This is a genomic window from Cupriavidus sp. 96C5-1 (assembly GCF_057798855.1).
The window spans coordinates 1-21,135 of record NZ_JBYOJU010000042.1 but is presented as its reverse complement, the minus strand read 5'-3'; the positions used below and the strand labels follow the sequence as shown (position 1 = coordinate 21,135).

Below are 21,135 nucleotides of genomic sequence, written 5' to 3'. Positions count from 1 at the left end.
CCGCATATCGGCGAAGCCAAAAAAAAGCCCGGTGCAATGCACCGGGCTTTTTTCCGCCAGCAGGTTCGCAACCCGCCAGCGCCAACTACATAACTACAGCTTCAACCTCAGCTCTTGGCGATCGCGGCGGTCTTCGCCTTGTTCTTGCCGAGCATGCGGTTGATCTGCCATTGCTGGGCGATCGACAGCACGTTGTTCGTCACCCAGTACATCACCAGGCCGGCCGGGAAGAAGAAGAACATGAAAGAGAACACCAGCGGCATGATCATCATGACCTTGGCCTGCACCGGGTCCGGCGGGGTCGGGTTCAGCTTGGTCTGCACGAACATCGACACCGCCATCAGCACCGGCAGGATGTAGAACGGATCCGGCAGCGACAGGTCATGGATCCAGCCCAGCCACGGCGCGCCGCGCATTTCCACGGACGACAGCAGCACCCAGTACAGCGCGATGAACACCGGGATCTGGATCACGATGGGCAGGCAGCCGCCGAGTGGGTTGACCTTCTCGGTGCGGTACAGCGCCATCATCTCCTGGTTCATCTTCTGCGGATCGCCCTTCAGGCGTTCGCGCATCGCGGTCATGCGGGGCTGCAGGTCCTTCATCTTGCCCATGGACTTGTAGCTCGCCGCCGACAGCGGGAAGAACACCAGCTTGATCAGCACCGTCAGCGCGATGATCGCCCAGCCCCAGTTGCCCAGGATGCCGTGGATCTTCTCCAGCAGCCAGAAGATCGGCTTGGCCAGGATGGTCAGCCAGCCATAGTCCTTGACCAGTTCCAGGCCCGGGGTGATCTTCTCGAGCATGCGCTCTTCCTGCGGGCCGGCGAACAGGCGCGCATCGGTGGTCACCGTGGCACCCGGGGCAACCTGGCCCAGCGGCTGCTGCACGCCCACGCGGAACAGGTTGTTGTCGATGGCCTCGACGTAGTAGCTGTGGTCCTTGCCGGTCTGCGGGATCCAGGCCGAGGCAAAGTAATGCTGCACCATCGCCACCCAGCCGTTGTTGCTGGCCGCCGGTACCGAAGCCTTGCCCTTGGCGATGTCCTCGAACTTGATCTTGTGGTACTTGTCGGCGTCGGTGTAGATGGCCGGGCCGGTGAAGGTGCTATAGAACTGCGACTGCTCGACCTTGCTGCCGTCGCGCGTCAGTTCCATGTACAGCGTCGGCGAGATCGGCTTGCCGCTGTCGTTGGTGACGGCGAAGCGCGTGTCGATGACGTAGCTGCCCTTGCGGAAGATGTAGGTCTTGGCCAGCTTGACCCCATCCTTCTCGGCCGTCAGCGTCAGTTCCACCTTGTCCGAGCCGTCCAGGCCGCGCGGACCCGGGGTCGCCGTGAACACCGTGGTGTGGTTCGGCAGGTCGCCGCCGATCAGGCCGGAGCGGGCCATATAGGTGCGGGTCTGGTCGCGCTCGAACAGCACCACGGGCTTGCCGTCGTGCTCGTGGTGATCCAGCAGCTCCAGGCGCGAGACGATGCCGCCGGCGGTATCGATCTGGGCACGGATCACATCGGTGCTCACCACGATCTTCTCGCCGCCCGGCTGGGCCGCGGCCGCGGGTGCGGCAGCCGGCGCGCCAGGCGCGGCGGCGCCGTTGCTTGCCTTGGGCACGTCGTTCTGCGCGGCCTGGGCGGCCGCGGCGGAGGCCGGCGCTGCCTGCTGCGTCGCGCTGGGGAAGAACATCGACTGATGACCGTTGGCGCGCTGCCAGTTGTCGTAGAGCAGCACGAGGGACATCGAGAAGATGACCCAGAGTATGGTGCGTTTGATATCCATGTCTCGCTGTGGTCGGGGGAAATCAGGGGCGGGGCAGCCGGATCGTGGCTGGCCGCTGGCCAGCCGCGGCGGAAGCCCGGTCTTGCGGTGTTGACGATGCCGGTGGCACCGGATCATACCCGCCATCCGTGAAAGGATGGCAACGGCATAGCCGGCAAGCGGCCATCCAGCTGCCGCGTCCTGCGCCATGGCGCAGGATGGCTTCGCGGGCGTAGTCGGAGCAGGTGGGCAGGAAGCGGCACTGCGAGCCGAAAAACGGGCTCAGGGCGATCTTGTAGATACGCAGCAGGGCAAGCAGGATTCGCTTCATGGGACGGCGGGCCGGTTAAGCAGAAGCGCCGGAGGGCGGGGCCGCCGGGGGCGCAGCCTCGGCGGACGCAGGCGGCGACACCCCGGAAGGGGCAGCCGGGCGCGGGGCAAGCGGACGCACCGCCACCTCGAACAGGCCAGTCAACTCGGCCAGGCACACCCGGCGTATGGCGCTGCGGCTGGCAAACTCCGCACGCGGAAACTTTGCCTGCAGGCGCAGCAATACATCGCGGCCCGCCAGTTGGTCCTGCCGTTGCCGGAACAGTTCCCGCACCATGCGCTTCACCAGGTTGCGCTCGGCGGCGCGCTTGGCAAACTTCTTGCCCACCACGATGCCCAGGCGGGCCTGCGGCAGGCGGTTCTCGCCCACATACAGCACGAAGTGCTGGCTGCGGCGGCGCGGGCGCAATGCAAAAACGGATGAAAACTCATCCGTCTTTGTGAGCCTCGCGGCTTTGGGGTAGGCATGGGTAGACACGCTGGGCAAACCTAGCGGAAACGCTGCGTCTGGCTGCGAGCTACCGGCCGTCCGAAAGGCGAGGCGGTTGGCTCCGGCGGCGCGTGAAGCACCGCCAAAGCCGGTCGCCAGGCCCTTAGACTGCCAGGCGCTTGCGGCCCTTGGCGCGACGCGCGTTGATGACGGAGCGGCCGCCACGGGTCTTCATGCGCACGCGGAAACCATGGGTACGCTTGCGGCGGGTAACGGAAGGTTGGTATGTACGTTTCATGTTGCACTCTCTGGTTGATCTTGGCTCGCCCGGTTTCCGGCAAGGTGCCGGGCGCCGTGGCCGCCGCGTATGGTTCGCATGGGGGCTGCCGCGGATGCGGTATGCCGACTGCTGTGGTTATCTTGCTGCCGGCCGTGTGTTTCGCGTCTCGAATGCGCCGGCCAGCAGATCGGAACAAATCAAACCGATCATCGGCGGCCTTCGAATTTCGCGATGCAGGTTTGGGAGGGAATCTTGCCGGACCGGATTGCCGATGAACCCATCGCACACCCATCCGTCCCGACCCCATCAGCCTGCCGGCCCGCTGCCTGTTCCGGCCAATCCAGCCATTTCCGGCACGCCTCCAGCTGGTTAAAGCATGGTGAAACGCACCGGTCTTGCACGGAACAGGTCAGACCCGGCGATGCGCATACGAGATCCCCTGCCGCATCGCAGAACCCGCCATTTAACTGATTTTCGCGGAAAGTGTCAAGGCTCCATATGGATTAGAGACGTGTGCGCCACCCCTGCCTGAAAAACATGCAACAGGCCGTTGTATTTCATTGTCCACAATCGCCAGTGGGTAAGTTTTTTTTATGCAGGGGTGCCGGGCGGGGTCGGCCAGGTAGAAGGAAGTCTCTGTTTCGACTGGGTTTTCCTCCGTTTTGCCTACCCGGAAACCCGCGCCGGAACTGGGGTTGTGCACAACAATTCACTGCTTTTTCACAACTTATCCACAGACTTATCCTTTGTGGATAACTCGGGGCGAGGGGTACAATCCGGGTCCAAACACCACACGGGCTGCGTGGCGCAAGCGCAACCCGGGCAACACCCTGGCATGCCGGATAACGGATGCGCAGCCGGCGGCGACGCTTTTGTCGCCTGCCGGTCAGCGCGTCCCGCTTGCCGCGAGCCGATCGCGTCGATCACCAGGGGGAGTCCGGGAAGCGGGGTCATGTGCGGATCGCTTGGCGATCGCAATCCGGGCATCAAAGAGGTACCGACGACTGGCAGGGATGCACCACCGATCCCTGCCCGCCGCCCATTCCACTCGATGCCGCCGGACTGTCCACCCACCCGTGGCGAAAACCGAACAACATAACAATGCAAGATTTCTGGCAGGCGGCAGCCGCGCAACTCGAGCGCGAACTGACGCCGCAACAGTTCAAGACCTGGATCAAGCCGTTGGCGCCTGTCGGCTTCGACGAGGAAGCGCACGCGCTGCGTATCGCCGCGCCCAACCGCTTCAAGCTCGACTGGGTAAAAAGCCAGTTCTCCGGCCGCATCACCGCGCTCGCCTGCGAATACTGGGAAGCCAACGTTAGCGTTCACTTTGTCCTGGACCCCGCCGCCTCGGGCCGGGCCGCTGCCGGCTACCCGCAGCAGGCCGGCCAGCCCGGCATGGCGCACCCCGGCCCCGGCTACCCGTCCGGCCAGCCGCTGTCGCAGAACTTCGGCCAGCCGGGCCACGGCGCGCCCGGCTACGGCCCCATGAACCAGGCCGGCACCCAGCCGCAAGGCGGCCAGCGCGGCGGCCAGGCGCCCTACCCCGGCAACTATCCGTCGCATCCCGGCCAGGGCAACAGCATGGGCGGCATGGGTGGCGAGCTGGTCGACATCGACGTGCCGCAGCTGGACCCGGCCGAAGCCAGTGCCCGCTCCTACCGCGTGCCCCAGCCGCAGCAGCCCATGCAGGGCGGCGCGCAGGGTGGCCACCCGGGCGGCGGCCAGATGGGCCACCCGGGCCACCCCGGCAACCCGCTCGGCGCCCAGCAGCAGAACGACACGGTGCACGAGCGCTCGCGCCTGAACCCCATCCTCACCTTCGACAACTTCGTCACCGGTAAGGCCAACCAGCTCGCGCGCGCCGCGGCCATCCAGGTGGCCAACAATCCCGGCAAATCCTACAACCCGCTCTATCTATATGGCGGCGTAGGCCTGGGCAAGACCCACTTGATCCACGCCATCGGCAACTTCATGCTGCTGGAGAACCCGCGCGCCCGCATCCGCTACATCCACGCCGAGCAATACGTCTCCGATGTGGTGAAGGCGTACCAGCGCAAGGCCTTCGACGAGTTCAAGCGCTACTACCACTCGCTCGACCTGCTGCTGATCGACGATATTCAATTCTTCTCCGGCAAGAACCGCACGCAGGAAGAGTTCTTCTACGCCTTCGAGGCCCTGATCGCCAACCGGGCGCAGGTGATCATCACCAGCGATACGTATCCCAAGGAAATCAGCGGCATCGACGATCGCCTGATCTCGCGCTTCGACTCCGGCCTGACGGTGGCCATCGAGCCGCCCGAGCTGGAGATGCGCGTGGCCATCCTGATGAAGAAGGCCGCCGCCGAGAACGTGAGCGTGCCCGAGGAAGTCGCCTTCTTCGTCGCCAAGCACCTGCGCTCCAACGTGCGCGAGCTGGAAGGCGCGCTGCGCAAGATCCTGGCCTTCTCCAACTTCCACGGCAAGGACATCACCATCGATGTCACCCGCGAAGCGCTGAAGGACCTGCTGACGGTGCAGAACCGCCAGATCTCGGTGGAGAACATCCAGAAGACCTGCGCCGATTTCTACAACATCAAGGTCGCGGACATGTACAGCAAGAAGCGGCCCGCCAATATCGCGCGGCCCCGCCAGATTGCCATGTACCTGGCCAAGGAACTCACGCAGAAGAGCCTGCCGGAAATCGGCGAACTCTTCGGCGGACGCGATCACACCACCGTGCTGCACGCGGTGCGCAAGATCGCCGACGAACGCAGCAAGGACGCGCAGCTCAACCACGAGCTGCACGTGCTGGAACAGACGCTGAAGGGGTGATCCCGCGCGTCTGAAGGCATCAAGCGGGGATTTGCCGGGCCTGTCACGCAGGGCTGGCATACTGTAGGGTACGCGCCGGGCTGGGCCCGGCGCATGAAACAATCGGTAGCATCGCCGGAGCATTGCCGGAACATCGCCAGAAAACGGCCTGGGCTAAGGCTTTGCGGTGAGTCGGGACGAGCGGGCGGAGGGAACGGCCGGATCATGGCCGGACGATGGTCGGGCCATGGCCCGGCCATGGCAAGAACAGCCAGGAATTGTGCTTGATGCGGCATAATTCTGCCTCTCCGAACGCGCTCGCCCCGCTTCACCGCAGCGGCTTATCCTTGGTACAATGGCGAATTAACTCGTTGATTCCTAAGATTTTTTGGAATCACCCCCGAGTTAGTCCCGGTCAGTTCGCACCCGCGGTCGCTTACTACAAACGACGAAGGATAAATTCAATGCAATTGGTCAAAACCTCGCGAGACAATCTGCTGCGTCCGCTGCAAATCGTGAGCGGCATCGTGGAGCGCCGCCACACCCTCCCGATCCTGGCCAACCTGCTGATTCGCAAGTCCGGGTCCAACGTATCCTTCCTCTCGACCGACATCGAGATCCAGATCACCACCCACGCCGAATGCGGTGTGGGCAGCGACAGCGTCGCCACCACCGTGGCCGCCCGCAAGCTGCTCGACATCCTGCGCGCCATGCCCGACGGCGAAGTCGCCCTGTCGCTCAACGACAAGCGCATGACCGTGCAGTCCGGCAAGAGCCGCTTCGCGCTGCAGACCCTGGCCGCCGAGGAATTCCCCACGGTGGCCGAGGCCAGCGAGTTCGGCGCCTCGGTCAGCCTGCCGCAGAAGACCTTCAAGCACCTGCTCGCCATGGTCCACTTCGCCATGGCCCAGCAGGACATCCGCTACTACCTCAACGGCATGCTGCTGGTGGTGGACGGCAAGAAGGTCATGGCGGTCGCCACCGACGGCCACCGCCTGGCCTACTGCGGCGTGGAGCTGGACACCGCGGCCACGGGCAGCGAAGGCGGCGCGCCGTCGCGCCAGGAAGTCATCATCCCGCGCAAGACCATCCTGGAACTGCAGCGCCTGCTGGAAGACAACGACGATCCCGTGCAGGTGCAGCTGGCCGCCAACCAGGTCAAGTTCACCTTCGCCAACATCGAGCTGATCTCCAAGCTGGTGGAAGGCAAGTTCCCGGATTTCCAGCGCGTGATCCCCAAGGGCTACAAGAACGCCTTCGCGATCGACCGCGTACAGCTGCAGCAAGCGCTGCAACGCACCGCCATCCTGACCACCGACAAGTTCAAGGGCGTGCGCTGCATCCTGGACACCCACGTACTCAAGATCAGCTCCACCAACGCCGACCAGGAAGAAGCGCAGGAAGAACTCGAACTTGATTATTCGGGCGACGCCCTCGATATCGGTTTTAACGTGACCTACCTGCTCGACGTGCTTGCCAACCTCAAGAGCGAACAGGTCCAGGTCAGCCTCGGCGACTCCAATTCGAGCGCGCTGATCACCGTGCCGGAAGACGACAACTTCAAGTACGTCGTCATGCCGATGCGTATCTGATGGTCCGGTAGAAGGTAGAAGGAAAACAACATACGCAACACCGGAACATCGAACGGCAGGCTACGGCTCTCGCCCGGCAGGCGAAAGATGCACCGCAGCACGCAGGGGCAGGATCAGGCGATCCGCCCCTTTTGCCGTTTTTATGTAACCCGCCATGCGGCCCCATCCGTCACGCGCCCCATCGGGCGCGACGCGATCGCCGCATCCGCCGTGAGTAAGAGAACATGACCGAACAGCAACAACCGCAACCGCAACAGGAAAACAGCTACGGCGCAGGCTCGATCCAGATCCTGGAAGGCCTGGAGGCGGTGCGCAAGCGGCCGGGCATGTACATCGGCGACACGTCCGACGGCACCGGCCTGCACCACCTCGTATTTGAAGTGCTGGACAACTCCATCGACGAAGCCCTGGCCGGCTGGTGCACGGAAATCACCGTCACCATCCACAGCGACAACTCGATCTCCATCACCGACAACGGCCGCGGCATCCCCCCGCTGGTCAAGTTCGACGACAAGCACGAACCCAAGCGCAGCGCGGCCGAAATCGCCATGACCGAGCTGCACGCCGGCGGCAAGTTCAACCAGAACAGCTACAAGGTATCCGGCGGCCTGCACGGCGTGGGTGTCTCCTGCGTGAACGCCCTCTCCAAGTGGCTGCGCCTCACCGTGCGCCGCGACGGCCAGGCCCACCTGCTCGAATTCGCCCAAGGCGCGGTACAGAACCGCCTGGTGGAAACCGTACCCGGCCCCGACGGCGTGCCCGTGGAAGTCTCGCCGATGAAGGTCATCGGCCCCACCGACAAGCGCGGCACCGAAGTCCACTTCCTGGCCGACGAAGAAATCTTCACCAACGTCGAGTTCCACTACGAGATCCTCTCCAAGCGCATCCGCGAGCTCTCGTTCCTGAACAACGGCGTGCACATCCGCCTGACCGACCAGCGCACCGGCAAGGAAGAAGACTTCGCCTTCTCCGGCGGCGTGAAGGGCTTTGTCGAATACATCAACCGCGGCAAGAGCACCCTGCACCCCAACATCTTCTACGCCAACACCGAAAAAGACGGTATCGCCGTGGAAGTCTCCATGCAGTGGAACGACGGCTACAACGAGCAGGTACTCTGCTTCACCAACAACATCCCGCAGCGTGACGGCGGCACCCACCTCACCGGGTTGCGCGCCGCCATGACGCGCGTGATGAACAAGTACATCGAAGAAAACGAGATCGCCAAAAAGGCCAAGGTGGAAACCACCGGCGACGACATGCGCGAAGGCCTGGCCTGCGTGCTCTCCGTCAAGGTCCCCGAGCCCAAGTTCAGCTCGCAGACCAAGGACAAGCTGGTCTCGTCGGAAGTGCGCCTGCCCGTGGAAGAACTCGTCGCCAAGGCCCTGGGCGATTTCCTGCTGGAAACCCCGGTCGACGCCAAGATCATCTGCGGCAAGATCGTAGACGCCGCCCGCGCCCGCGAAGCCGCCCGCAAGGCCCGCGAAATGACCCGCCGCAAAGGCGTGCTCGACGGCATGGGCCTGCCCGGCAAGCTGGCAGACTGCCAGGAGAAAGATCCGGCCCAGTCCGAACTCTTCCTGGTGGAGGGTGACTCCGCAGGCGGCTCCGCCAAGCAAGGCCGCGACCGAAAGTTCCAGGCCATCCTGCCGCTCAAGGGCAAGATCCTGAACGTGGAGCGCGCCCGCTTTGACAAGATGCTCTCCAGCCAGGAAGTGCTCACGCTGATCACCGCGCTAGGCACCGGCATCGGCAAGGACGACTACAACCTCGAGAAGCTGCGCTACCACCGCATCATCATCATGACCGACGCGGACGTGGACGGCTCCCACATCCGCACGCTGCTGCTCACCTTCTTCTACCGCCAGATGCCCGACATCATCGAGCGCGGCTACGTGTATATCGCCCAGCCGCCGCTGTACAAGATCAAGCACGGCAAGGAAGAGCGCTATATCAAGGATGACAACGAGCTCAACGCCTACCTGCTGCGCCTGGCCATGGAAAAGGCCGCGCTGGTCTACCCGGACAGCACGGAAGTCTCCGGCGACGCACTGACCGAACTGGCCCGCCAGTACCAACTGGCCGAAGCCGTGATCGGCCGCCTCTCCCGCATTGTTGACGCCGACGCCCTGCGCGCCATCGCCGACGGCGTGGAGCTGGACCTGGACAGCGCCGCCGCCGCCGAAGCCTCAGCCAACGCGCTGAAGGCCAAGCTGTCGGAAATGCACGCCAAGACCCTGCTGGGCGCCGCCGTCAACGACGACGGCACGGCGGATGTCTATGCGCAGTTTGATGAGAAGACGGATAAGCACCGTTTGATGATTGCTCGCCGGCATCATGGCAATGTGCGGTTGTCGCATCTGGACGCTGACTTCGTCCACGGGGCTGATTACGCTGCACTGTCGCTGGCTGCCAAGACCTTCCAGGGGTTGATTGCGGAAGGCACCAAGGTGCGCCGTGGCGAGGGCGAGAAGATGCGGGATCAGACGGTGAATGACTTCCATGCTGCTATGCAGTGGCTGTTGTCTGAGGCTGAGCGTGGGGTTTCTCGTCAGCGGTATAAGGGGCTGGGGGAGATGAATCCTGAGCAGCTTTTTGAGACCACGCTTGATGTTACTCAGCGCCGCTTGCTTAAGGTGCAGATTGAGGATGCTATTGCGGCGGATCAGATCTTTACTACGCTGATGGGGGATGAGGTTGAGCCGCGGCGGAATTTTATTGAATCTAATGCGTTGGTGGCGAGGAATATTGATGTTTGAAGAAAGATGTTTTGTGCGAGATTGAATGTAGCCTGGCTAGGTTCAGGCTGTGTGTGAGGTTGTTTTCACCTTTCCACTTGCGACGTCGGTCTCCTAATTCGTCGTAGATTAGTCTTAATGCTACTTCCCGCCAACTAAATAGATTTTTAGCTCTGAATCAAGCACTTGCGTTTAGTTGCAAGTGCTTTTTTTTGGTGCGCCCGGCAGGGCGCACTCACTTGAGGGTGCAAGTCCCTTACACACCCGGCAAGGGGAAGTGTTAGCTAGAGACAAGGGTTTCCCGGGCGACTGGGAGTCTGAAGGAAGTCCGATGCAAAGCGCTGGCCTGACGAACAGGAAGCTGATGAGGCGTCGTATCGGGGTGAGGTAGCCGAAATTGTCAAAGCCCAGTACTTGCACGGAACGATGCAGCGTATATCCGACAGGCATAAGCGTGAAGGCGAGTGCGTCATACCCGGGGAGATCTGCGCCGCTGCCATGGGGCTACTGACGTCAAGAGGCGTCGGGATGGCGGTGCAGAAGTCAGCAGAGGCCATATTAGGTGCGCGGTTGGCACTGAAGGGCCAAACCCATTGCGCGCCTAGCGAGCGTTCAAAGACCACAGGCGTGACCACGGCGGCGTCAGAACGGAGTCCATTGCTTTCTAGCGGTAGGCCGGGATTAAAAAGCCGGTGCCTGTACTAATAGCTCTGTAGTAAGACGCGGCACAAGCTCGCTATGCCCCACTACGTTGAATCGTTGACGCCCTTCGCGTGACGGCTGTCAAATTAATCCCAGGAAGCATAAGATCCCTCGGACCCGCATCGGCAGCACTTCCCCCATCGCACATGCGGCAAGAGCCCCGTAGGCGTCGATAAAAATCCGGTGTCTCAAAGATACAGTTGCCGGGCTTGGCTCGAGGAAGAGTGTGCGGTGCTATGCATACCACGGTAAGATACCCGAGGTACAGGGGCTGGGGTTGCTTCACCGAGCTAAATAATGGACATCTAAACTGCGCCGGAACGATTCTTGCACCTTTTCGCCGGCATCTACGAAAAATGAATACTATGTCGAATCCATTTCAAGTGGTTGAAGAGCGAGGGGAAAAAGAGAAATTGAATGCGCTAGATACCGCGCGCCGAAGAGACGAAACTCGCGCTGAGGAGATTCTTGGAAGGTTGGTCCAGAAGGAGCAGTACCTTGGTGAGACAGTCCGCATGGACTTCCGAAATGTCACTGTGCAAGTCCACGACCATCACAGGAAACTCGTTGGTGGCATTCCTCATTTGAGCTACCTGGTTGCATCACGTATCCAGCATTGGAAGGAGCCGATCAGCTGGCTAATGGATGACTCAAATGTGCTGCTGTTACGCGTCTTGGGTGCAGCGCCGACGCCTAGCGATATGATGGATACCGTTGTTCGAGCAGAAGCTGCGCGGCGCGCGACTGGCACCGAGACCGCGCACTGGGACGCGACGGAGTTCATGGATGGCTACACAAGATATCAGCTGTCGTTTGCAGGCCTAATGTGCGAGGTAGTTGGAACTTTCTATCTGGGGCGACTCAGCGATGAACCTAATGGGGATCTTGAGCTACGGTTTGGTACGGACATTAACAATTTCTATCCGAACCGTGGCCTGAAGGTTTACAAGCCTATCGGCGACGCGCTTCTTGCGATTGTAAACTACCGCGACCCGTCGCTTACGCCGAGCCATCCGCTGAGAGACTATTCCGTGCCGATCGGGCACGTGCGGTACGCTAGCACAAGCCGCCCAATGCAGGGAATTGATGAAGTCGCTGTGCAGATCGCCCCAGCCGATATGATCGCTCAGCGCACAGCTCTTTTTGGCATGAGTAGAACTGGAAAATCGAATACTACCAAGATCATCGCAAGAGCGATCTACGATCTCCGTCGAGCAGAGGAAAAACCAACACGCGTTGGGCAAATCATATTCGATTACAACGGTGAATATGCCAATGAAAATACGCAGGGAAGTGAGGATATTGCCGCCAATGCTTTAAAAAACGTCTGGAAGGAACGGGCAGGTTCCGAAAATGACGTAGTAACATATGGCCTGAGCAGGCCGAAAACTGACCCTGACCGGTGCCTGCTACAGATCAATGCATTTGGAAATCCTCCCTCGAACTGGAGCGAAAGCGTCCAGACGTCGGAGGACCTAGATATGCTCGTCGTTGGAAAAAATATTCTTGACGACCTCCTCGCCGATGACACCGCAAAGTACATTCGAAATTTCTGCGAAGTTGATATATCGGTTCCGGATAATATTAAGGATTCTTCAAAACAGGTGCGATATCGCCGCGCCGTACTCATCTATCGCGCGTTGCTTGCTAAAGCGGGTCTCGATGTGCCAAGCAAATTAGCAAAGCCGGACATTCGTGGCCTGGGGAAAAGCGGGCTTTTCGGCAGCGAGCTGCTGGACGCGATGCGAAATTGTGAAGAGCAGGACGAGCGCGCGCGATATACCGTGGCAGCCGATGCGTTAGATCTTGCAAATGCTTCTAGTCTTACTTGGGAAAAGCTAGCTAACGCACTGGAGGCGCTCGCGACTTTCGTTTCAAGCAAGGATAGCGGCTACGCAGAGTTCAACACCGCCTATATTCAAAGGAGCAGCTCCGGCGAAGCATGGGCTGATCAAAACGTTGCCCGACTATTGGAAATGTTTCGATATCCAAACGGTGCACGGTCCGTGGCGCGGCTTCAGTCGTATCATGGCGCTCACAATTCGCGCGATTTCGCTCAGCAAATCTATGATGATCTGCTTCGCGGAAAGCTGGTCATTATTGACCAGGCGGGTGGTGACCCCGCGTTGAATGAAGCGGCCGCACGTCGCATTATGTGGTCCATCTTCAAAGGAAATCAGCGAACATTCATCGCGGGTGAAACCCCGAGGGATATCTTGATTTATGTGGAGGAGGCCCACAATCTATTGCCCCCTAGCAAGGCAGATGACCTAAAGGATGTATGGGTACGGACGGCAAAGGAAGGGAGTAAATACCGAATTGGTCTCGTATACGCTACTCAGGAAGTCTCGAGCATACAAAAAAATATTCTAAAAAATACCGCGAATTGGTTCATTTCACATTTGAACAACACTGACGAGACGCGTGAGCTTCGGAAATTTTACGATTTTGCAAATTTCGAAGATTCGATTTTGCGGGCTCAAAACCGTGGATTCCTTCGCGTTAAGATGCTAAGCAATCCATATATCAACCCCGTACAGATTGAGCGCTTTGAGTTGCAGCTTCCTTCAGCGGAAATGCTTGGCCCAGATACTCAACAGGAAAATCCTGATGCCGTACGCTAACGAGTTCGCCCAGCACAAAATTCTCGGGCGCTTTGTGGAAAATCCAAGCGTTAAGGAACTTCTTAAAACATGCAAAGAACCAGAGTTCCCTGAAGAAAGCCGCGCTTGTGGCGAAAAAATTGCGCGCAGAGATTGGCGACCGAAATATGTGGTCGCCATAGATGGAAGCCATAAGGAGATTCCCTACGAGAAGGGCTTTCCGGGTGCAGAATTTAGCTTTATTAGCATTGCCACGGTGTTGATCAATGTAGATACATTAATTGCTGAGTCAGAGAAGCCTACGATAGACCCTGTAGCCTTTAACCAAGTGCAATCGGCTTACACTCTACCGATCGTGTTGCCCAGTGCGAACATGGTGCGCCACGGCTTCCCTGATGCACGCAGTTCGTTTAGGGCATCATGGTACGAGCTACTCGTAAATACGCGTCCCGCGGCAAAAGCTGAGACATTGCTGGAAACGTATCACATACTCCTTTCGCATAAAGCAACAAAAAGCGATCAAAAATGCCCATTGAATGACGGTTGCGGTGATGATAATTTACCTGCACCTGATTACGAAAGTAAAAAATGCGCATGCGGTAAATACCCGGTGTACACAACGGATATTTTGCGCATACATGAGCGTTTCACCGACAGCAATACAAATGGAGAAAGCTTCGGGGAAGTAATGCGCGTATTGGAGCACTTGCTTCTCGTGGCCTATCTGAGGCACATGGAGCGCATTTGTACCGAAAGCGGCGAATGGGCAATGTTTACTGATACGGCCGTCGTAATGGATGGTAGTTTAGCAATCTTCGGCCATCCGGCATGGCTAAGCCAGGCCATAAAAAAGGAACTGGCACGAATTAACAATGTGGTTCGGACAAAGACGGGTGATGATATGCTCGTTTTTGGGATTGAGAAGAGCGGCAGATTTTTCGATCATTGGTGTCGCCTTGATGTCAAGAGCCGAGCAGACCACGATCGGGAGAGAATAGAGAGCGAGGAAGGCGAAGACGCCGCTTTTCAAGCAATTACGGGGGGGCGATTGGAAAGTCAATCTGCGCTACTCCCCGATAATTCATACATAAAGCGATACGTTGTTCCAACTGAGAGTGACAAGCCACACGGGAAGGATACTTATTATGGTAGGCCCTTTCTATACAAAACAAAAACCGGCGCGATGATTGTAGGCATTAGTGCAATTCTGACACCAGAGCATGACAATCGCTCACTGGCGACCGTGAGCGAATTTCCGCGCCTTGGGGACACACTTGATTTGCTTGATCTGCTGGTGTCGATGCGGTATCCGAATGCCATCATTCCTTTGATCGCAGCGCATGCCGAGGCGGCAATTCCTTTGCAAATGGGTGAAAAAGTCCTTGATAAGTTAGCTCGAGAGCACATTGGCAAAGGGGTAAAGTAGCCAATGAGTGGACCCAACACAGCGCCAAATCTCCTAACGACAATTCCAGCAGCAGCCAAAAGATGGATGCGGATGGGACCATGGTACGCCATGTTCCCGGCGGAATTCGCGCTATCTGCTATTGAACAGCATTCGGCACCCGGCGACGCCGTCCTAGACCCGTTCATGGGCCGCGGTACAACTTTAGCGGCAGCCTCTGTGCTAGGGCGCGACGCCGCGGGGATCGAAATCAATCCTATCGCATGGTTATATGCGCGTACGAAAACGGATCCGGCATCACAAGGTCATGTACTCCGCCGCCTGGGCGAACTGGAGATGGTAGCGAGAGAGACGAATGTGCCTGAGTTGCCAGAATTCTTTTCGTGGGCGTTTTGCAAGAGTGTGCTCCAATTCTTGATCGCAGCACGTACACATCTTCGATGGAAAGACAGCAAAGTCGACCGCACCCTGATGGCCTTTATTCTTGTGGATCTCCACGGTAAGGTCAACGATTCGCTTAGTAACCAAATGCGCCAGACTAAGTCTATGGCGCCGGACTATGCGGTCCGTTGGTGGAAGGAGCGACGTATGACACCGATGCCTCAGGACGGATGTGACCTCATACGTGGCAAGCTAAATTGGAGATATCGACACGGGATTTTTAAGCATGGTAAGAATATCAAGGCCATTTTTGGTGATAGTACGCGTGACCTGAGCAAAGCAAGGGCGGTCGGTCCATTCAACTTACTCCTGACGTCACCACCATATTTTGGTATTGTGAATTACAACTACGACCAGTGGATTCGCCGTTGGATGCTGGGCGGGCCCGATCATCCAACGTATTCGAGTGGCGAATGGCAAAATAAATTCCAAAGTAGAGATAATTATAAAAGATTAATTGAAACGGTTTTTTCTCGCGCTGCGCCCTTGCTTGCGACGGATGCGCGTATTTTGGTCAGGGTGGATGCGCGTGATTTTACGCTTAGCACAATAGCCGAAGTTCTAGAGGCAACATTCCCTCACAAAAGGCTGCAACAACTTGATCGTCCATTTGAAAGGAAGACGCAAACTCACCTATTTGGTGATACCAGCGAAAAACCTGGAGAGGTCGATTTGTTAATGGAGGCCTAAAATTCATTCCATTTTATGTCCCATTGCAGTATCGATTTTTAGAGCCAAGAAGCCTTCGCTATTGGGCCAACGCTAGCTCCTAGAGACGCAGGCGCGGACCGCTCGGTACCCCTGATACCGATGATGGTATGGCGAATGTCTATGAGCCGTTCGACGAGGAGATCGGCAAGCAGCGGTCCGTCTCCGCCTCTGGTGCCGAGCACTCCGTCAGCGGAAGAGTGCTACAAGCTGACCAACGGAACCACTGGTCCTGGTGCGTTTCGCGCAGCCGATTAAGGTGATAATCGTGGAGAGGAATGCCGGGCGCTAGCAGGAATAGAGCGTCGTCTGCTCGGGTACGTTGAAAGGATTCGAATTGCAACTTTCTGCAATCTATACATCAATTTGAAACCCGCACCAGCAGTAGATTTGGTCGTGCCGTAGCGGCTTGGGGAGCCAGGGGAACGGCTATTCTACGACGTTCGGAGAACCGCGACTCTATGCGGGATTCTATCCGCCGGCGGTTTGGGGCTAGCATCGCTACAAAAAAATTCCCACGCTTTACACCCCTCTGTGGGGGTGGCTCACGAATGCGCACAACGTTATGATTGTGTGACGTGGGTGATCCTACACGCATCGTACTATTGGGGGACCGGGTGAGCACTAACGTGGCGGGCGCAAAGAAGAAGATCTTTGTCATAATGCCTTTCGTGGAGGCCAATGGTAGAACGCAGGCAGATCTGACCACTTTCTTTAACGACTATATTAGGCAGCCGATTGAGGAAAGTAAGATTTTGCACGACGAATATGAAGTTGTTCGTTCGGGTAATTCGTTTCTTATCTTGGATCGCATAATTGAAGATTTGGCAAGGGCCGATGTCGTGATATGCGACCTCTCGGGGAGTCATGCTAACCCCAATGTGATGTTCGAATTAGGGGTTCGATTGTCCGTATCGGCGAGACCGACAATCTTGATTCGGGAGGAGCACCCGGATAATAAGCGGATCTTCGATGTTAGTGGTTTATACACTGAACCCTATCTTTTAACGGCAACTCGCAAGCTTGAGACTTTTCTTGTAAATAAAATAGCAGAATACGAGCGATTGGATAGCTTCGAATCGCCAGTCCTGAAGATTCTAAATCAGAATTCAGCATTTTGGATGCAACTTCCCATCAGGAAAGCGAGTGCATTTCTTGGCGGAATTGCGAGTGCAGCGGAGGCGGCATTGCGTACGCTAACAAGAGCACTCGGAGCGCATCTGCGTGAGAAGAATCAGTTCCTTTTGGGGGCTGATTCCGACTTGATTTATCAGAAAATAAGCGAATGCTGCTCGGTTGATGATTTATCTGAATTTGATTATCACATAACGTCAATTCCGTCGTTGGATTCATATCTCTCCTCGGTTTACCTTCTGGGTTTAGTAGAGGATGATATAGAAAAATGCTTTAGGTCTTACGCGATGGCCTATGCACTAAACTTCAACGTCAGAAATTCTGCGCTATTTTTCTCGACTCGGCATGAGGAGATGTTGAGTTATTCGTACGAGACATTAATTTTGATGAATTTGTCGAGGGGTCTCATACAGATTCTTGGGGAGCGTCCAGGAAGTGATGCTCGCCGCGAGAGAATTGAGGCATTTAAAGAAAATTATTCAAAATCTAGAATTATCTGATCGTAGATATGGCAGATTACGTCCGGGAAACAATCCTTTCGCAGGGCTACGCGAGGATTGAAAAAATAAGCTTGAGTGCTTCTGAGAAGGCCGCCTATGAGGTGGAGGTTAAGCATTATCAAGAGGCTCGAGGGAAGTTATTGCTTTGTTCAGATATTAGACCAGAGGTCAAGACGAAGGACGGTTCACTTATAGTATATGCGACTGTCTATGGGTCCCTGGCAGATGTGATTGGTGAGTATCAGGATTTCGAAGAGTCCCTATCAGCAGTTTTCGCTTCGTCAAAAATGCTTGCAGATGCCTGCGTCCTGGAGAGTTTGTTCTTGTCAAAGGCGACACGAAAGCAGCTTGTTCGTTCTGAGGCTCGTACCGGCGTCGTTGGTACGACAAAAGATCTTTTCGACCGGGTGAAGCTCTTCATCAATAGTTCCGAGGAATATTCTTATAAAAAAATTAACAATTTCCTGGATTATCTGGATGCGCGAGTTTTGTTTTTGAATGATCAGCTTAATCACGCGAAAGATCGTGTTCTGGTTTGGAAAAATTTTGGTCCATTATTGTCTGGTCTGCCGAGCCGTCCATCGATGCTTTCGCTGAATCAAAACCGAATGGAGGCATATCAAAAACGCGTTTCCGATATAAAGAAGCTAGTTGCAGTGCAGCTCAAGGCTGCTCTATCCGAGGTGAATGCTCACCCTGATTGAGTGAAATACCTGCCCTGCGGGATGGAATATTACCTCCAGGGGGCATGCGAGGGGAGTTTTAGGTTGCTCTTTTTTAGGGGCAACGCTACTCGAGAGAGAACGGATTGACAGAAGAAATCGGGATACGCAGTCATGCAGCTATATGCGGGGAGCTCGCAAAAATTTATTGATCAGACAACAAGGAATGCCATTACCGGCGAGCTTCAGGCCAAGTTCTTTCAGGCATTTCGCTATCACCCCTCAAAACAAGAGGTGATGTCGTGGCAGAACTCGCTACTGCAGATGGCAGTTGCTCTTCAGCATGCGCGTCTAACAGATCATGGCGTCGTGCTCGAATACCAGCTCCCGTTGAGCGCCAAGAGATTGGACTTCATGATTACCGGCCACGATGAGGGCGGTAATCCTCACGCTGTAGTGGTGGAACTGAAGCAATGGACTGAGGTCGGTCCGAGTGATACAGAGGATTGCGTCTCCACATGGCTTGCTGGATGCCAGCGGGACGTCCTTCACCCTTCCAGCCAGGTTGGTCAGTACGAGCAGTATTTGAAGGATGTACACTCGGCATTTAGTGCCGGTGAAGTCGGGCTTTCCGCATGCGTCTTCTTGCACAACTTACAGCACGATCCCGCGAATGAAATCTACCAAACTCGCCATGCGGCGCTACTGGAGGCCTATCCGGTCTTCGGGGGTGATCAGGTTGACGCGTTCAGGGGATATCTACAAGCGCGACTCGCCAGGGCAAAGGGCTTGCCGGTTATGGAGAAAGTGCTCTCCAGCAAATATGCTCAGAGCAAAAAGCTTCTCGAGCATACTGCGAGTGTTGTCAGGCGGCAGACGAGCTATGTGTTGCTGGATGACCAGAAAGTTGTCTTCAACAAGGTACTATCTCGAGTTCGAACAAAGGCTCGGCATTCGCCAAGGCGAACAATGGTGCTGGTTCAGGGCGGTCCCGGTACTGGCAAGTCCGTGATCGCTCTTCACTTGCTTGGGGAGCTGTCCGCGGACGGATTCAGTGTGCTTCACGCGACCGGATCAAAGGCGTTTACTGAGAATATCAAGAAGGTTGTGGGGACACGTGCTGCGGCCCAATTCGGATACACGCATTTCAATATGAAAGGCGATATCCAATCGGGATTCTTCGACGCGCTAATAGTGGACGAGGCACATCGGATCAGGGCCGTCAGTGCAACTCGATTCACGAAAGCGGAGCATAGGTCAGGAAAGACTCAGATCGAGGAGCTGATCGAAGCGTCCAAGGTGTCAGTCTTCTTTATTGATGATCTCCAGGTTGTCCGCCCAGGTGAAGTTGGCAGCGCTGAACTCGTACGCGAAACAGCAGCGAAGCTAAATGCCGAGCTTATCGAATTCACGCTTGAAACCCAATTTCGATGCGGGGGGTCAGATGGCTTCATTAATTGGGTTGACAATACGCTTGATGTGAGACGAACGGCCAATGTCCTTTGGCCAGTGACCGAAACGTATGAGTTCGGGATTTGCCGTTCCATTGAGGAACTTGAGCAGACTATAAGAGCCAAAAACGCATCCGGAAATACAGCGCGTTTAGTGGCGGGCTTCTGTTGGCCCTGGAGCGATCCTCGCGCCGAGGGGACCTTGATCAATGACGTGCAAATCGGTGCGTGGGAAATGCCCTGGAATGCAAAGCCCGATGCGGGCAGGTTAGCAGCTGGGATCCCGAAGTCAAATTTTTGGGCATCTGACCCAGGCGGCATTGAGCAAGTGGGTTGCATCTATACAGCCCAGGGTTTCGAGTTTGACTACGTTGGAGTGATTTTCGGTCCGGACCTACGCTATGACGCGGATGCCGGAGAGTGGATCGGGGACGTAAGAAAATCAGCGGACTCGACTGTCAAGCGCTCGAAAGATCAGTTCGTGGAGCTAGTGAAGAACACATATCGAGTATTGCTCACTCGTGGTATTAAGGGATGCTATGTGCACTTCATGGATGAAGGAACACGGCGTTTCTTCCAAAGCCGACTGGAATAGGCTCGCCGGGCATCATCCAATGCGTCCTAGTGGCTTGCTCGTGCGCTCCGCGTCCGCGGGGACTTGGGGCAGCCACAGATATCAATGTATCGGGGGCACTAAGAACTCATTTCAAAATGAACTCTCTTCACGCTGAAGGGTGCGCCAGCAAATAAGGCAACAGGCCAGCTTGAGAAGAGCTTCGTGAATGTCTGCGCGACGCTCGAAGCGGGTGCGCAGACGACGGAATGCGTGCAACCAGGCATGAGTACGCTCGACGACCCAGCGGATCTTGCCGAGTCCACTACCGTGGGGCTGACCACGCCGGGCGATCGAAGTCGGGATGCCGGCAGCATGAAGCGGTCGACGATACTTGTCGTGGTCGTATGCGCGGTCTGCGTAGATCCGACCTGGCTTGCGCAAGGGACGGCCTCGACATCCCCGGATCGCAGGAATCGCTTCGATCAGAGGCAAAAGCTGGGTGATATCGTTACGGTTCGCGCCGGTCAGGATGACCGCAATCGGCGTGCCGTTGGCGTCGGTAGCGACGTGGTGCTTGGAACCGGGTCGCGCGCGGTCGGTGGGGTTCGGTCCTGTTTTTGGCCCGCCCCAACCGCCCGAACTGAAGAGGAGTCGATGATGACGCGCGAGAAATCGATGCGGTCCGCTGCACGCAACTTTGCCAGCAAGATCTCGTGCAGGCGATCCCATACCCCCGCGCTTTGCCAGTCGCGCAGCCGCCGCCAGCAACTGACCCCGGAGCCGCAGCCCATTTCGATGGGTAGTTCGTTCCAGCGAATGCCGCTTCTCAGCACAAACAGGATGCCGGTCAATGCGGCCCGGTCCGACACCGGCATACGACCCGGATACCGGAATCGCCGCGGCTTGGCTGGCGGCAGAAGCGGTTCGATCAATGCCCACAATTCGTCGTCGATGATCGGCTTGCCCATCCTCTCTATCCTGTTGTCACAACGGACGAGGTTAACAGCTTCGCCTTGCGGTTAACAGTACCCAGCTGGTCTTTTTGAAACAGGTTCT

The 21,135-nt window shown here is 57.1% G+C and carries 14 protein-coding genes; 9 read left to right on the top strand and 5 right to left on the bottom strand.

Features of this window, described 5'->3' with window-relative positions:
- Positions 1-107: 107 nt before the first annotated feature.
- The 4 genes from yidC to rpmH form a co-directional block, all read right to left on the bottom strand.
- Positions 108-1,778: a membrane protein insertase YidC gene (gene yidC / locus AC3FOF_RS33860; RefSeq protein ID WP_488729082.1), complete on the bottom strand. Its 1,671-nt coding sequence runs from the start codon at positions 1,776-1,778 to the stop codon at positions 108-110.
- 22 nt (positions 1,779-1,800) lie between these two features.
- Positions 1,801-2,088, bottom strand: a complete 288-nt coding sequence (gene yidD, locus AC3FOF_RS33855; protein WP_488729081.1) for a membrane protein insertion efficiency factor YidD — start codon at positions 2,086-2,088, stop codon at positions 1,801-1,803.
- A gap of 15 nt (positions 2,089-2,103) precedes the next feature.
- Positions 2,104-2,565 carry a ribonuclease P protein component gene (gene rnpA / locus AC3FOF_RS33850; protein WP_276269641.1) on the bottom strand — a complete coding sequence of 154 codons (462 nt, stop codon included), beginning with the start codon at positions 2,563-2,565 and terminating at the stop codon, positions 2,104-2,106.
- Between the two features lie 115 nt (positions 2,566-2,680).
- Positions 2,681-2,815, bottom strand: coding sequence for a 50S ribosomal protein L34 (gene rpmH, locus AC3FOF_RS33845; RefSeq protein WP_017229861.1), 135 nt, complete (start codon positions 2,813-2,815; stop codon positions 2,681-2,683).
- A 1,083-nt stretch (positions 2,816-3,898) separates the two neighbouring features.
- On the opposite strand from rpmH, the gene dnaA reads away from it, so the two are divergent.
- The 9 genes from dnaA (at position 3,899) to AC3FOF_RS33800 (ending at position 20,118) form a co-directional block, all read left to right on the top strand.
- Positions 3,899-5,611 (top strand): chromosomal replication initiator protein DnaA, encoded by a 1,713-nt coding sequence (gene dnaA, locus AC3FOF_RS33840; protein ID WP_488729080.1) that lies wholly within the window; start codon positions 3,899-3,901, stop codon positions 5,609-5,611.
- A 443-nt stretch (positions 5,612-6,054) separates the two neighbouring features.
- On the top strand, positions 6,055-7,182 hold the full coding sequence (dnaN, locus tag AC3FOF_RS33835; RefSeq protein WP_017223912.1) for a DNA polymerase III subunit beta: 1,128 nt from the start codon (positions 6,055-6,057) through the stop codon (positions 7,180-7,182).
- Positions 7,183-7,406: 224 nt separating this feature from the next.
- On the top strand, positions 7,407-9,938 hold the full coding sequence (gene gyrB, locus AC3FOF_RS33830; protein ID WP_488729079.1) for a DNA topoisomerase (ATP-hydrolyzing) subunit B: 2,532 nt from the start codon (positions 7,407-7,409) through the stop codon (positions 9,936-9,938).
- 1,046 nt (positions 9,939-10,984) lie between these two features.
- Positions 10,985-13,243, top strand: coding sequence for a helicase HerA domain-containing protein (locus tag AC3FOF_RS33825; RefSeq protein ID WP_488729078.1), 2,259 nt, complete (start codon positions 10,985-10,987; stop codon positions 13,241-13,243).
- Entirely contained in the window at positions 13,230-14,648 is a 1,419-nt protein-coding gene (locus AC3FOF_RS33820; RefSeq protein WP_488729077.1) for a hypothetical protein, read from the top strand. The genes AC3FOF_RS33825 and AC3FOF_RS33820 overlap by 14 nt, the downstream gene beginning before the upstream one ends.
- 90 nt (positions 14,649-14,738) lie before the next feature.
- Positions 14,739-15,758 carry a DNA methyltransferase gene (locus tag AC3FOF_RS33815; RefSeq protein WP_488729076.1) on the top strand — a complete coding sequence of 340 codons (1,020 nt, stop codon included), beginning with the start codon at positions 14,739-14,741 and terminating at the stop codon, positions 15,756-15,758.
- Positions 15,759-16,393: 635 nt separating this feature from the next.
- On the top strand, positions 16,394-17,410 hold the full coding sequence (locus AC3FOF_RS33810; RefSeq protein ID WP_488729075.1) for a hypothetical protein: 1,017 nt from the start codon (positions 16,394-16,396) through the stop codon (positions 17,408-17,410).
- Between the two features lie 8 nt (positions 17,411-17,418).
- Positions 17,419-18,114, top strand: coding sequence for a hypothetical protein (locus tag AC3FOF_RS33805; RefSeq protein WP_488729074.1), 696 nt, complete (start codon positions 17,419-17,421; stop codon positions 18,112-18,114).
- Positions 18,115-18,246: 132 nt separating this feature from the next.
- Positions 18,247-20,118, top strand: coding sequence for a DUF2075 domain-containing protein (locus AC3FOF_RS33800; protein ID WP_488729073.1), 1,872 nt, complete (start codon positions 18,247-18,249; stop codon positions 20,116-20,118).
- A 111-nt stretch (positions 20,119-20,229) separates the two neighbouring features.
- On the opposite strand, the gene AC3FOF_RS33795 is transcribed toward AC3FOF_RS33800, so the two are convergent.
- Positions 20,230-21,047, bottom strand: a protein-coding gene (locus AC3FOF_RS33795) for an IS5 family transposase (RefSeq protein WP_488728592.1) whose coding sequence is annotated in 2 segments (ribosomal slippage) — positions 20,230-20,699 and positions 20,699-21,047 — 819 coding nt in all. Because the reading frame shifts where the segments join, the coding sequence is not laid out codon by codon here.
- Positions 21,048-21,135: the final 88 nt, after the last annotated feature.

What these genes read in the sequence shown, in the direction of transcription:
- AC3FOF_RS33815 (WP_488729076.1), top strand. Translation starts at nt 14,739, where the DNA reads ATGTTCCCGGCGGAATTCGCGCTATCTGCTATTGAACAGCATTCGGCA.
- dnaN (WP_017223912.1), top strand. Translation starts at nt 6,055, where the DNA reads ATGCAATTGGTCAAAACCTCGCGAGACAATCTGCTGCGTCCGCTGCAA.
- AC3FOF_RS33820 (WP_488729077.1), top strand. Translation starts at nt 13,230, where the DNA reads ATGCCGTACGCTAACGAGTTCGCCCAGCACAAAATTCTCGGGCGCTTT.
- yidD (WP_488729081.1), bottom strand. Translation starts at nt 2,088, where the DNA reads ATGAAGCGAATCCTGCTTGCCCTGCTGCGTATCTACAAGATCGCCCTG.
- AC3FOF_RS33805 (WP_488729074.1), top strand. Translation starts at nt 17,419, where the DNA reads ATGGCAGATTACGTCCGGGAAACAATCCTTTCGCAGGGCTACGCGAGG.
- gyrB (WP_488729079.1), top strand. Translation starts at nt 7,407, where the DNA reads ATGACCGAACAGCAACAACCGCAACCGCAACAGGAAAACAGCTACGGC.
- dnaA (WP_488729080.1), top strand. Translation starts at nt 3,899, where the DNA reads ATGCAAGATTTCTGGCAGGCGGCAGCCGCGCAACTCGAGCGCGAACTG.
- AC3FOF_RS33825 (WP_488729078.1), top strand. Translation starts at nt 10,985, where the DNA reads ATGTCGAATCCATTTCAAGTGGTTGAAGAGCGAGGGGAAAAAGAGAAA.
- yidC (WP_488729082.1), bottom strand. Translation starts at nt 1,778, where the DNA reads ATGGATATCAAACGCACCATACTCTGGGTCATCTTCTCGATGTCCCTC.
- AC3FOF_RS33800 (WP_488729073.1), top strand. Translation starts at nt 18,247, where the DNA reads ATGCAGCTATATGCGGGGAGCTCGCAAAAATTTATTGATCAGACAACA.
- rpmH (WP_017229861.1), bottom strand. Translation starts at nt 2,815, where the DNA reads ATGAAACGTACATACCAACCTTCCGTTACCCGCCGCAAGCGTACCCAT.